This window comes from Streptomyces sp. P9-2B-2 (assembly GCF_030406865.1).
In the GTDB taxonomy this organism is placed as follows: domain Bacteria; phylum Actinomycetota; class Actinomycetes; order Streptomycetales; family Streptomycetaceae; genus Streptomyces; species Streptomyces platensis.
The window spans coordinates 5,889,935-5,902,271 of record NZ_CP129126.1 but is presented as its reverse complement, the minus strand read 5'-3'; the positions used below and the strand labels follow the sequence as shown (position 1 = coordinate 5,902,271).

Sequence of the window (12,337 nt, the reverse complement as noted above, 5' to 3'; positions counted from 1 at the left end):
CAGGGTCGACTTCCCCCACCCGGGCAAAAATCCCGCCCAGTTGAGCGTCTGTGGGGTATCCCACACCGGGTTGGGGGCGACATTTACCAACAAAGTGGTCAAAATGGGTCACCAACCTGAGAACCAAAGGCGCGCTGTGGGCGTCTAGGCGACACACACAGGGCACCGAACCAACACACCATCTACTTCACAGGCAAGTGATAGGCGACCCGATAGCGGTCCGCGAGGGTGACCACATCGGCCGTCTCGACCGGCCGGCCCCCCGCGAAATACGTCCGCGAGACGACCAGCACCGCATGCCCCGGGACCCCGCCCAGCGTCATCGCCTCCTCCGCCAGCGACGGCCGCGCACCGACCTCCTCGACGACGTTGTCCACCACCACATCGATGGCCGCCATCCGTTCGACCACCCCGCGGCCCGCCAGCGGCCCCTCCTCCGGCAGCATCACCGGCGTCCGCCCGGTCACCTCCAGGGGCTCCCACGAGGTCGAGAGCATCGACGGCTCGCCCTCCGCCCGGAAGACATAGCGGGTGCGCATCACCTTGGCCCCGTGCGGGATGCGCAGCCGGGCCGCGACCACCGAACCGGCCGCCTCCTGCTCGCTGCTGGACTCCCAGGTGCCGCGCACCCGCTCGTCCGTCTGCTCCTGCCGGAAGGGCGTACAGCCACCCGCCGATTGGAAGCCGACGCGGGCGATCCGGCGCGGGACGGGCTGTTCGCGCACATAGGTCCCCGACCCCGAGCGGCCCTCGACCAGCCCCTCGGCCATCAGAACCTTGCGCGCCTCCAGGGCGACGGTGTCCGAGACCCCGTACTCCTCGCGGATGCGCGCCTGGGAGGGAAGACGGGTGTGCGGTGGCAGCACCCCATCGACGATCTTCTGGCGCAGGTCGCCGGCGACGCGGAGGTACGCGGGCTGCTCACCGAAAGGCACATGCCCCTCCCAACAGCTTGACAGTCAGCAACAGCGTGGCAACCGCGTGTCGCCGACCGCAACCTTGGGCCAGATGTTCACCTGATGTGATGAAACCCAGCTCAGCACGTGTATGAGGCGAGATCAGCGTCCACCGGGCCCCGGATCCCCACCCCGCGCCACCCCACGGGTTCTTTCCACCCGGGTGGACGTCACCCATAGATGTCACGATCGAAACGGGACCACGTTCGAAGGACACGTCCGAAACGGCATACCGAACACGGCACGGCCCGGCACGAAGACGCCGCACCGGGAACGCGGAACGCGGCCTCAGGACGGGAAGGAAGGGACCTCATGCCCGCCGAACCCCACCTCTCCCCCATGCCCCGGGACTGGCAGCGGGCGCTCGCCGTCGTCGCCCACCCGGACGACCTCGAATACGGCGCCGCGGCCGCCATCGCCGAATGGACCGACGCCGGGCGGCAGGTCAGCTACCTCCTGGTCACCCGCGGCGAGGCCGGTATCGACGGGCTCGCACCCGCCGAGTGCGCCGCGGTCCGCGAGACCGAGCAGCGGGCCGGTGCCACGCTCGTCGGCGTCCACACCGTCGAGTTCCTCGACCGCCACCACGACGGGGTCATCGAGGCCGGCCCGGCGCTGCGCCGCGATCTGGCCGCGGCCATCCGCCGCCACCGCCCGGAGCTCCTGGTCACCCTCAACCACCACGACACCTGGGGCGGCGTCCAGTGGAACAGCGCGGACCACCGGGTGGTGGGGCGCGCCGTCCTGGACGCGGCGGGCGACGCCGGCAACCGCTGGATCTTCCCCGAGCTCACCGGCGACCAGGGCCTGGCGCCCTGGAACGGCGTGCGCTGGGTGGCCGTGGCGGGCTCCCCGCACCCCACGCACGCCGCCGAGGTCGGCCCCGGCATCGACCGCGCGGTCGACTCGCTGGCGGCCCACAGCACCTACATCAGGGGCCTGGGCGGCTCCCAGCAGGACCCCCGCGCGTACGCCCGCAGCTTCATCGAACAGACGCTGCGCAACGGCGGCGAACGCTACCGGGGCCGCCCCGCCACCCTCTTCCAGGTCTTCCCCCGCTGAGTTTCACGGCCTCCCGGGAAGCCCGCCCACGAACCCGGACACCAGCCCCGCGACCTCCTCTGGCCGTTCCAGCAGCATCGCGTGCGTGCCGTCCACACCGGCGACGGTCACCTGCGGCCGGGTCCGCGCCAGTTCGGCCAGGTCGCGGGCCAGCCCCCGCACATAGGCCGCCATCAACTCGTCGACCCACGGCGGCATGCCCGGCACCGACGGGTTGGAGCGCAGCGAACGGGCGATCAGCAGCGGCCGGGTCACCCTCCGGTACAGCGCGAACAGATCGATGCCGGCCATCGCCTCCTGCGTCTCCAGCGCCCGCTGCCGCCCCGGCCGCAGGAAGAGCTGCCCGTCCGCCGTCTCCCCCAGGGACCGCCGTACGCTCGCGGCCATAAGCTCCGCCGGAATCCCCAACTCCGCGGCCATGTCGCTCTGATAGCCGAGGACCGCATCCAACGCCTCAGGAGGAAAGGGCCGTCCGCCGGCCTCATCCGCGAACTTCCTTGCCTCCCCGAGCCGTTCCCGCACATAGGCGGCGTCCAGTCCCACGTACTGCTCAGGACGCCCCATCCCGTGCCCGTCGAGGTTCACCGCCGCCGGCACGCCCCGGTCCCGCTCCAGGCAGCGTGCGGCGATCATCCCGCCCAGCGAATGCCCCACCACTACGGCGCCCGGCGCCCCGCACGCCGCCAGCACCGCCGTCACATCGTCGGCGGCCACCTCGAAGGTCCACGGCACCGCGCCGTCCCCCGACCGCCCGTGCCCCCGCAGATCCATCGCCCACACCCGGTGCCGCTCGGCCAGCAGCGGGGCCACCCGCGCCCAGTCCGCCAGCGTCCGCCCCGCACCGTGCAGCAACAGCACCGGGGCGCCGTCCCCACCGTGATCCCGCACGGCCAGCTCCACGCCGTCGGCCGCCACACACACCAGATCCTCGCCCGCGCTCGTCGTCATGCCCTCACGCTAGGGCCGCAAAGAAGCTCCAAGATCATCCGCAAAAAGGATGCGCCGGCCGCCCGATCCGGGTCAGAATGAATCAACCCCCTTTTGCCACCGGCCCGTTGCCAGCCGTCCGCTCACCGCCCCTTCCGGGCCACGTAGTAGACGTTCAGGATGTCGCCCGGCACCTCCCGCGTCCCGACCTCGCCGAAGCCCGCCTCGCGCAGCATTCGCAGCGCGGTCTGCCGGCCCCAGACGGTCCCGAGTCCGGCGCCGCCCTCCGCGAGGGACACGGTCATGCAGTAGAAGACCGACAGGGCGTAGAGGGTGGGGCCCAGTGGATGGCCGACGTTCTCGGACAGGTCGCTGGAGGCCGCGATATCGCCCATCAGGAAGACCCCGTCGGCCCGCAGCCCGTTCGCGACGGCCGTGAGGGTGCGCGCCGGACGGGCCAGGTCATGGATCACGTCGAAGGCGGTGATCAGGTCGTAGGAGCCGGTCAGTTCGGCCGTATCGGCCACCTCGAAGCGGGCGTTGTCCAGTTCCCAGCGTGCCGCCTCCGCGCAGGCTTCGCCGATGCCCGCCTCGGAGATGTCCATCCCCACGAACCGGCTGCGGGGGAAGGCGCGGGCCAGCAGATTGACGGCGTGGCCCTGGCCGGTGCCGATGTCCAGGGCGTCGATGCCGTCGCGCAGCCGCTCGGTGAGGCCCGGTACCAGCGGCACGATGGTGTCGACCAGCGAGGCGTCGTACACCCGCGCCGTCTCCTCGGCCTGGAGGTCCTGGAAGTGCGGATAGGACGCGTACGGCACCCCGCCGCCGGCCCGGAACGCCGCCAAGATCTCGTCCTCGACCTCGCCCATCATCGCCAAGTACTGCGTGAAGGCGGCCATGTTGTCCGGGCCCGCGTCCCTGGTCAGCGCGGCCGCATGCGCGGGCGGGAGCCGGTAGCCGCCGTCCTCGGGGGCGTACTCGACGATGCCGCCGACCGTCATCCCGCCCAGCCACTCCCGGACATAGCGTTCGTCGAGCCCGGCCGCCTCAGCGATCCGCGCACTGGTCGCCGGCGGCAGACCGGCCATCACATCGAACAGCCCGGCCCGGTGGCCGAGACTGCACAGATGCCCCAGACAGGCGTCGTTGAGCAGCCGGAGCATGCGCGCCGCGAACTCCTCCTGCCGCACCGGGTCCTGAGACCGTTCCGTCATCGCCCTCTCCTCCCGGCGCCCGGAGAACGGCCCGACGCGGCCCCTCGCACCACCACCGGCCACCCGCCGGGTTCGTTCGCTTTATCTCCCCTTTGCCTATTTTTCGATGCTACGCCGGGAGGCCGGTCGCCACCTCGGGAGACCGGCCGGGCCGCCGCCGACCGGGCCCGTTCTGTGGGCCGTCGGTGGCACAGCGGGCCACACCCGCTTGCGCCTCCCGCCGAGCGCCCCCACCGCCCTGAACAATCGCGCCTGACCAGGACGTATGCATGCGTCTCAGCGGACTGAGGGGAACGACCGATGGACGGAGCGAGACAGCCGGACCGCAGAGCCCTGCTGGCCGGCGGACTGTTCGCCGCCACGGCGGCACTCACGGGGTGCTCCTCGAAGAGCACCGCCCCGGCAGCGGGAGGCGCCTCGCCACAGGCGCGGCCCACCATGCAGCCCACCACCCGGCCCACCACCCCGGAAGCGGCCTTCACCCGCCTGATGGAAGGCAACCAGCGCTGGGTGAACGGCGACCTCCAGCACCCCGACCGGGACCCGGACCGCCGCCAGTTCGTGGCCCAGAAGCAGAAGCCCTTCGGGTCGGTCCTCGCGTGCATCGACTCCCGGGTGCCGCCGGAGCTCCTCTTCGACACCGGACTGGGCGACCTCTATGTGATGCGCACCGGCGGCGAGGCGGTCGGCCCGGTGGTCACGGGTTCCGTCGAGTACGGGCCGATGACCAGCGGAACCCCCCTCATCGTGGTCCTCGGCCACCAGCGCTGCGGCGCCGTCGAGGCCTCGTACACCTCACTCAAGGAGGGCGAGCCGCTGCCCGGCAACCTGGAGGCGATCGCCCGCGCGCTGCGCCCCGCGTACGAACAGACGGTCCGGGAGGGCGGCGGCAGCGACCCCGTCGACACCATGGCCCGCAACCAAGTCACCCTGACCGCCGCCAACCTGCGCACCAACCAGGACCTGGCCCCCCTCGTACAGAAGGGCACTCTCGCCGTGGTCGGCGCCTACTACTCCCTCGACAGCGGCAAGGTGGAGGTGCTGTCGGGGGCGCCGTCCTGACCTGCCGCACGGGACTGCCGGGGCCCGCCGGTTCAGGCCGCGAGGAGCTCCGCCCACCAGGTGATGCCGCCCGGGTGGACCCGTGTGCCGCACTCGTCCGCCAGGGCGGTGACGATGTCGAGCCCGCGGCCGTGCTCGCCCGGGCAGGGGTCGGCGACCGGCCGCCCGTCCGCCGCCGCGGGCCCCGCGTCGGTCACCTCGACGCGCAGGGCACTGCGCCCGCCGGTCCCGACCCGTGACAGTCGCAGCACCGCCGGCGGCAGGGCGTGGACGACCGCGTTGGTGATCAGCTCCGAGATCACGAGAAGCGCGTCCTCGGCGAGGTCCGGGGCCAGGTTCCAGTCGGCCAGGACCGTACGCACCCTTCGGCGTACGACCGCGACGGCCTCGGGGATGTGCGGCAGCGGACAGACATGTGCGTCCGCCTCCGGAACCACCACGTCAAGCTGTGCCGTCATGCCTCCACCTCCGAGGCCCCTGCCGGCTGGCCGCCGGGCTTGAGAAGGACGCTATGGCGGACGGTGGAGGCGGTCAATGAACGGTGGTCGGCATTACCGAACGCCAGACGCCGAGGGGTTATCCCGCCCGGCAGATGCCGACCGCGGGACTACGATTGCCTCATGGCCGGCCCGGTCCAGTCGATCGAACGGGCGGCGGCGATTCTGCGTCTGCTCGCCAGTGGGCCCCGTCGGCTCGGACTGGGTGAAGTAGCCGCGTCGCTCGGGCTGGCGAAGGGCACCACCCACGGCATTCTGCGCACCCTCCAGAACGTCGACTTCGTCGAGCAGGACGCGGCGACCGGGAAGTACCACCTCGGGGCCGCACTCCTGCACCTGGGCACCAGCTACCTCGACGTCAACGAGCTGCGGTCGCGCTCCATCAACTGGGCCGACGCCCTGGCCGCCCGCAGCGGGGAGGCCGTCCGGCTGGGCGCGCCCCTGGAGGGCCGGGTGCTCATCGTCCACCACGTCTTCCGCCCCGACGACACCCTCCAGACCCTGGATGTGGGCGCGCTGCTGCCCCTGCACGCCTCCTCGCTCGGCAAGGTGCTGCTGGCTTTCGGCAGCGTGCCGCTGGAACCGGCCGTGGAAGCCGGGCTGGAGACGTACACCCGGCACACCCTGGTCGCCCCGGAGGGCCTCACCCGGGCGCTCACCGAGGTCCGGGAGCTCGGGTGGGCCGCCGAAGTACAGGAGATGACCATGGGCGAGGCCGGTATCGCCGCGCCGATCCGGGGCCACGGCGGCCTCGTGGTCGGCGCCATCGGCGCGTCCGGCACCGTCGAGCGGATCTGCGACGCCAAAGGGGTCCCGCAGCCGGCCCTGGTCAGCCAGGTCCGCCACGCCGCCCAGGCGATCTCCCGAGACCTGGGGGCCGCCCGCTGGTAGACCCCGACGCCCGCATGCCCCGCAACGGAAGGCTGATCATGGTTGAGCGGTATGTGATGTCCATCGACCAGGGCACCACCTCCACCCGGTGCATCCTGTTCGACCACCAGGGGCGGCTGGTGTCGGTCGCCCAGCGGGAGCACCAGCAGCACTTCCCCCGGCCCGGGTGGGTCGAGCACGACGCCGTCGAGATCTGGCACACGCTGCGGCGCGTGGTGCCGCAGGCGCTCTCCGACGCCGAGGTCGGCCCCGATGAGGTCGCCGCCATCGGGATCGCCAACCAGCGCGAGACGACCGTGCTGTGGGACCGGCGTACGGGCACCCCGCTGGGCAGGGCGATCGTCTGGCAGGACACCCGTACGGCCCCGCTGGTCGAGGACCTCAGAAGCCGGCCCGGGGACGACTTCTTCCTCCGGCGCTGCGGCCTGTCCCCTTCCACGTACTTCTCCGCCCCCCGGATCCGCTGGCTGTTCGACCACGCCGACGGGCTGCGGCAGCGCGCCGAGGACGGCGAGGTGCTGTTCGGCACGATGGAGAGCTGGCTGATCTGGAACCTCACCGGCGGGCCGGACGGCGGTCTGCACCTCACCGACGTGACCAACGCCAGCCGCACCATGCTCATGAACATCAGCACGCTCGACTGGGACGAGGAGTTGCTGGAGTTCTTCGGGGTCCCCCGCCCGATGCTCCCGGAGATCCGCTCCTCGGCCGAGACCTACGGAGTCGCCCGTTCCGTGCTCCCGGGTGTCCGTATCACCGCGGCACTCGGTGACCAGCAGGCGGCGCTGTTCGGACAGACCTGCTTCGCTCCCGGCGAGGCGAAGTGCACCTACGGAACCGGCAGCTTCCTGCTGCTCAACACCGGCACCGACCTCGTACGGTCCCGGCACGGACTGCTCACCACCGTCGCCTACAAGATCGAGGACCAGCCCGCGGTCTACGCACTCGAAGGCCCGATCGCCGTCACCGGCGCGCTGGTCCAGTGGTTCCGCGACCGGCTGGGGCTGATCAGCACCGCCCCCGAGATCGAGACGCTCGCGCGCGCCGTCGAGGACAACGGCGGCTGCTACATCGTCCCGGCGTTCTCCGGGCTGTACGCGCCGCACTGGCGCAGCGACGCCCGCGGGGTCATCGTCGGCCTCACCTCGTACATCACCAAGGAGCACCTGGCCCGGGCCGTACTGGAGGCCACCGGCTGGCAGACCCGGGAGGTGGTCGACGCCATGAACGCCGACTCCTCACTCGCCCTGAAAGTGCTCAAGGTGGACGGCGGCATGACGTCCGACAACCTCCTCATGCAGTTCCTGGCCGACGTGCTCGACGTGCCCGTGGTGCGGCCCATGGCCGTCGAGACGGTCTCCCTGGGCGCCGCGTACGCCGCAGGACTCGCCGCCGGCTACTGGCCCGACCTGGAGGTCCTGCGCCGCAACTGGCACCGGGCCGCCCAGTGGCTGCCGGACATGGACCCCCAGCGGCGGGAGTCGGAGTACGAGAACTGGCAGCGGGCGGTCGAGCGCGCGCTCGGCTGGATCCGGTCACCGGACCCGCCCTGACGTCTCGTCACCAGGAAGCCTCGCCACGCTGAGTGGCCGCCCCGGCACAGCCGGCCGACGTCCCTGTTCCGTAAGGAGGCGATCCATTCCACGGCGCCCTTACGGCGGCTGTGATGGGAGGCATGAAATCGCGTCTCTCTCCGCCGGTGTTCAAGGGCAGACTCCATGACGCCCGCACGGCGACCTCGATCGGCCGGTGGCTGGGGTCGGCGTTCGCCGTGTGCTTCCTCACCGGACTGGTCAGCCACTTCATGCAGCATCCGCCGGACTGGCTGGCCCACCACATCCCGAGCCGCCCGTCGTGGGGATACCGGCTCACCCAGGGCCTGCACGTCGCCTCCGGCATCGCGGCCATCCCGTTGCTGCCGGCCAAGCTGTGGGCCGTATATCCACGGCTGTTCGCCTGGCCGCCACTGCGGTCGGTCAAGCACGCCCTGGAGCGGCTGTCGATCGCGGTGCTGGTGGCCGGATCCGTCTTCGAGCTGGCGACGGGACTGCTGAACACGGCCCAGTGGTACCCGTGGCCGTTCTCGTTCGTGCCGGTGCACTACGCCGTGGCGTGGCTGGTCGCCGGGGCGCTGGTGCTGCATCTCGCGGTCAAGGCCCCGGAGATCCGGGCGCACTGGAGCCGGCGGTCGCCCGGGACGCTCGCCCTGCCCGTACAAGACGGGCCCGACCGGCGGTCCCTGCTGGCCGCGGTGGGCGCCGCGGTCGGGGCCGTCACGCTGACCACCGTGGGCCAGTCCTTCACCCCGCTGAAGGACCTCATCCTGTTCGCACCGCGCCACCCGGACCAGGGCCCACAGGCCCTGCCCGTCAACCGGACGGCTGCCGCGGCCGGCGTCGGCCGGATCGCCGACGAGGAGTACCGCCTGGTGGTGGACGGTCCGCAGCGGTACACCCTGACGCTGGACGAACTCCGCGCCCTGCCGCAGCACGAGGTGGAGCTGCCGATCGCCTGTGTGGAGGGCTGGAGCAAGTCGGCGCACTGGACGGGGGTGCGGGTCGTGGACCTGCTGGAGCGGGCGGGCGCGCCGCCGCACGCGCGGGTGCGGGTGACGTCGTTGCAGCTGCGCGGCGGCTACCGGGTGTCAGAGATGGGCCAGGAGCACGCCCGCGACCCGCTGACCTTGCTCGCCCTGCGCCTCAACGGCGCGGAACTCGACCCCGACCACGGCTACCCGGCACGGCTCATCGCCCCGAACCGCCCCGGCGTACTCCAGACCAAGTGGGTCGGGCGACTGGAGGTCCTGGCATGAAGCTGACACGTGCCCTCGCGGGCCTGGCCGGATTGGCGCTCATGGGCGTCGGGGCCTCCTTGCTGCTGGACGTCCGTGAAGTAACCGGCGTGCTCCTCTGGTTGGGCGGAGCGGTGGTGCTGCACGACGGGTTGCTCGCGCCGCTGGTGCTGCTGGTCGGAGTGGTGCTGGTGCGCGGCCGTGTGCGCGGTGGTGTGCGCGGGCCGGTTCGTGGCGCGCTGATGGTCGCGGGCGCGCTGACCATCGTGGCCCTGCCGGTGCTGCTCCGCCCGGGGCCGAGGGCCAACTCCTCGGTGCTGCCGCTGGATTACTGGGGCAACTGGCTGCTCGCGATGGTGACCGTGGCGACGGTGACGGCACTCGTCATGGCCGGTCGGTGGTTCAGGCGCGGGCGGCGGGGGGCGTCGTAGGGCAGGCGCCGGGGCCGCGCCCGGTCCGATCGACGACTCCAGTAGACACCAGTCGAACAAGCGCACCTGCGCACCACCGTCCCGTATCGATGTCGCCCACCGCAGACAGGCGACCGTCGCTTCAGCCGGCTCGCCGTACGCCGAGCCCCATCAGCGTTTTCGACCCCGGGGTACGCACGATCTGGCCGACGTCGACGAGTTGTTCGTGCCGGTGTCGGAGTTCTCAACGCTGCGCCGTCATTGTCAGTGGTTGCCTCTACGGTCTCGCCGCTCTTCTCGACCGCCACTCGCGAAACCCAATGCACCTCGCCGAGCTGCGGGACGCCTTCTCCCGCATCGACACATTCAACGAGGATCTGGACGAGCGATACCAGGCGTTGGAGTGACGCTCACTGCTGATGCGCAGGGTCATCGACCTGGCCTCCCAGGAAGCCGTGGACGGAGTCAGCGACGCGCTGGGAGCCTCAACGACGGCGTCAAGCCCTTTGCGGGCCGGAGGCAAACACCTGCTCTCCTCGCCTGGGCTTGGCGGACCAGCCCTTACCAGGGTTCAAGCCCAGGGGCAGCGAACCACCCGCTCCCGGATGACGCACTCGCCGCGGTGGGGCCCGCAGCACGGACCGCCCAGCGTCTAGTAGTGATAGCGCGCAGCGAGGATGACGATCTCCTTGTCCGTGACAAGGTAGACGAGGCGGTGCTCATCGTCGATCCGCCTCGACCACGCTCCGGGCAAGTGGTATTTGAGCGGCTCAGGTTTGCCGATTCCTGTGAAGGGGTCACGCTTGACGTCCGCGATGAGCTTGTTGATCCGAGCGAGCATCTTGCGGTCGTTCTTGAGCCAGGACGTGTAGTCCTCCCAGCCCTGATCTTCGAAGACAAGCCTCACGCAGCACCCGCAGCAGGATCCACTGTGTCCGGATCGATCAGCTCGCGCTCCGACACGTTGATGTTGCCCAGGGCGTTCTCGTACGCCTTGAGCAGACGCCGTGCGTTCGCAGGCGAGCGCAGCAGGTAGGAGCCCTCGCGCAGTGCCGCGTAGTCCTCGGCCGAGACGAGCACGGCGTTGCCGTGCTTGGAGACGATCTCGATGGCCTCGTGATCGTCATTGACCTTCTTGATCAGCGGAAAGAGAGCCTTGCGGGCTTCGCTCGCGGTTATGGACATGACCTGACCCCTTCCATCAAGTGGTACCCAATAACGTACCACTCGCGACCCCCTCCGGAGAGGCCATACGACTGATGAAGGCGGAGGTTTCCCAGCCCCCTCCCAGCACAGGAAACAGGAAGGGGCCGGCTCCCAGAAGAGCCGACCCCCATCTGACCTGCATGTTTACTAGGTCGCCAACGTGGTGTTACTTCATCCGCTCAGACGTTGAACCGGAACTCCACCACATCCCCGTCCTGCATCACATAGTCCTTGCCCTCCATGCGGGCCTTGCCGGCGGCGCGGGCTTCGGCTACGGAGCCGGTTTCTACGAGGTCGGCGAAGGAGATGACCTCGGCCTTGATGAAGCCCTTCTGGAAGTCGGTGTGGATGACGCCGGCCGCCTCAGGGGCCGAGGCGCCCTTCCTGATGGTCCAGGCGCGGGTTTCCTTGGGGCCGGCCGTCAGGTAGGTCTGGAGGCCGAGGGTGTTGAAGCCGACGTGGGCGAGGGTGGCGAGGCCGGGCTCTTCCTGGCCGACGGACTGGAGGAGTTCCAGGGCCTCGTCCTCGTCGAGCTCGGCGAGGTCGGACTCCAGCTTGGCGTTCAGGAAGATCGCTTCGGCGGGGGCGACCAGGGCGCGCTGCTCGTTCTTGAAGTCCTCGTCGGTCAGCTCGTCCTCGTCGACGTTGAAGACGTAGAGGAAGGGCTTGGTGGTGAGGAGGTGGAGGTCGTGGAGGAGCTCCTCCTTGCCGGAGCCCTGGACGATGCCCTGGGAGAAGAGGGTGTCGCCCTTCTCCAGGATCTCCTTGGCCGCCTCGACCGCCGCGACCTTCGGGGCCACGTCCTTCTTGATCCGGGACTCCTTGACCAGGCGCGGCAGCACCTTCTCGATGGTCTGGAGGTCGGCGAGGATCAGCTCGGTGTTGATGGTCTCGATGTCGTCCTTGGGCGAGACCTTGCCGTCGACGTGGACGACGTTCTCGTCCTTGAAGGCGCGGATGACCTGGCAGATCGCATCGGACTCGCGGATGTTCGCGAGGAACTTGTTGCCCAGGCCCTCGCCCTCGGAGGCGCCGCGGACGATGCCCGCGATGTCGACGAAGTCGACGGTGGCCGGAAGGATCTTCTGGGAGGCGAAGATCTCCGCCAGCTTGGCCAGCCGCGGGTCGGGGACGCCTACGACGCCGACGTTCGGCTCGATGGTGGCGAACGGGTAGTTGGCCGCCAGCACGTCGTTCTTGGTCAGGGCATTGAACATGGTCGACTTGCCGACATTCGGCAGACCGACGATTCCGATCGTGAGCGACACGTGGCGACTCGACTTCCGAGCGAGGTGGTGGGGTGGGCACGGCCCCGGGAGGG

13 protein-coding genes are annotated in these 12,337 nt (G+C 70.4%); 6 read left to right on the top strand and 7 right to left on the bottom strand.

The window, feature by feature from the left end; translation table 11 throughout:
* Positions 1 to 182: 182 nt before the first annotated feature.
* Positions 183 to 935, bottom strand: coding sequence for a GntR family transcriptional regulator (locus tag QT196_RS26100; protein ID WP_168481220.1), 753 nt, complete (start codon positions 933 to 935; stop codon positions 183 to 185).
* Positions 936 to 1,268: 333 nt separating this feature from the next.
* Here QT196_RS26100 and QT196_RS26095 point away from each other — a divergent pair, with 333 nt between their 5' ends.
* Positions 1,269 to 2,018 carry a PIG-L deacetylase family protein gene (locus tag QT196_RS26095; protein ID WP_290355806.1) on the top strand — a complete coding sequence of 250 codons (750 nt, stop codon included), beginning with the start codon at positions 1,269 to 1,271 and terminating at the stop codon, positions 2,016 to 2,018.
* A 3-nt stretch (positions 2,019 to 2,021) separates the two neighbouring features.
* Here the strand turns inward: QT196_RS26095 and QT196_RS26090 are convergent, their stop codons facing one another.
* Together QT196_RS26090 and QT196_RS26085 are read right to left on the bottom strand one after the other, a co-directional pair.
* A complete protein-coding gene (locus tag QT196_RS26090; RefSeq protein WP_290355805.1) occupies positions 2,022 to 2,966 on the bottom strand; it encodes an alpha/beta hydrolase in 945 nt (314 codons plus the stop codon).
* A 122-nt stretch (positions 2,967 to 3,088) separates the two neighbouring features.
* On the bottom strand, positions 3,089 to 4,159 hold the full coding sequence (locus QT196_RS26085; RefSeq protein WP_290355804.1) for a methyltransferase domain-containing protein: 1,071 nt from the start codon (positions 4,157 to 4,159) through the stop codon (positions 3,089 to 3,091).
* A 300-nt stretch (positions 4,160 to 4,459) separates the two neighbouring features.
* On the opposite strand from QT196_RS26085, the gene QT196_RS26080 reads away from it, so the two are divergent.
* Positions 4,460 to 5,221: a carbonic anhydrase gene (locus tag QT196_RS26080; protein ID WP_248001308.1), complete on the top strand. Its 762-nt coding sequence runs from the start codon at positions 4,460 to 4,462 to the stop codon at positions 5,219 to 5,221.
* 32 nt (positions 5,222 to 5,253) lie between these two features.
* Here QT196_RS26080 and QT196_RS26075 read toward each other — a convergent pair whose 3' ends face one another.
* A complete protein-coding gene (locus tag QT196_RS26075) occupies positions 5,254 to 5,679 on the bottom strand; it encodes an ATP-binding protein (RefSeq protein ID WP_168481216.1) in 426 nt (141 codons plus the stop codon).
* Positions 5,680 to 5,841: 162 nt separating this feature from the next.
* Between QT196_RS26075 and QT196_RS26070 the strand changes: the two genes are divergently transcribed.
* The 4 genes from QT196_RS26070 to QT196_RS26055 all read left to right on the top strand — a co-directional run bounded on the left by QT196_RS26070 (position 5,842) and on the right by QT196_RS26055 (position 9,831).
* Positions 5,842 to 6,609: an IclR family transcriptional regulator gene (locus tag QT196_RS26070; RefSeq protein ID WP_266733701.1), complete on the top strand. Its 768-nt coding sequence runs from the start codon at positions 5,842 to 5,844 to the stop codon at positions 6,607 to 6,609.
* A 38-nt stretch (positions 6,610 to 6,647) separates the two neighbouring features.
* Positions 6,648 to 8,162, top strand: coding sequence for a glycerol kinase GlpK (gene glpK / locus QT196_RS26065; protein WP_168481214.1), 1,515 nt, complete (start codon positions 6,648 to 6,650; stop codon positions 8,160 to 8,162).
* A 122-nt stretch (positions 8,163 to 8,284) separates the two neighbouring features.
* Complete coding sequence (locus tag QT196_RS26060) at positions 8,285 to 9,421, top strand: molybdopterin-dependent oxidoreductase (protein WP_290355803.1); 1,137 nt, start codon at positions 8,285 to 8,287, stop codon at positions 9,419 to 9,421.
* On the top strand, positions 9,418 to 9,831 hold the full coding sequence (locus QT196_RS26055; RefSeq protein WP_290355802.1) for a hypothetical protein: 414 nt from the start codon (positions 9,418 to 9,420) through the stop codon (positions 9,829 to 9,831). Before QT196_RS26060 ends, QT196_RS26055 begins: the two co-directional genes overlap by 4 nt.
* A gap of 631 nt (positions 9,832 to 10,462) precedes the next feature.
* Here the strand turns inward: QT196_RS26055 and QT196_RS26050 are convergent.
* The 3 genes from QT196_RS26050 to ychF all read right to left on the bottom strand — a co-directional run bounded on the left by QT196_RS26050 (position 10,463) and on the right by ychF (position 12,284).
* Positions 10,463 to 10,717: a Txe/YoeB family addiction module toxin gene (locus tag QT196_RS26050; RefSeq protein WP_168481211.1), complete on the bottom strand. Its 255-nt coding sequence runs from the start codon at positions 10,715 to 10,717 to the stop codon at positions 10,463 to 10,465.
* Positions 10,714 to 10,995 carry a type II toxin-antitoxin system prevent-host-death family antitoxin gene (locus tag QT196_RS26045; RefSeq protein WP_168481210.1) on the bottom strand — a complete coding sequence of 94 codons (282 nt, stop codon included), beginning with the start codon at positions 10,993 to 10,995 and terminating at the stop codon, positions 10,714 to 10,716. The genes QT196_RS26050 and QT196_RS26045 overlap by 4 nt, the downstream gene beginning before the upstream one ends.
* A gap of 200 nt (positions 10,996 to 11,195) precedes the next feature.
* Positions 11,196 to 12,284 carry a redox-regulated ATPase YchF gene (gene ychF, locus QT196_RS26040; RefSeq protein ID WP_290355801.1) on the bottom strand — a complete coding sequence of 363 codons (1,089 nt, stop codon included), beginning with the start codon at positions 12,282 to 12,284 and terminating at the stop codon, positions 11,196 to 11,198.
* Positions 12,285 to 12,337 lie beyond the last annotated feature (53 nt).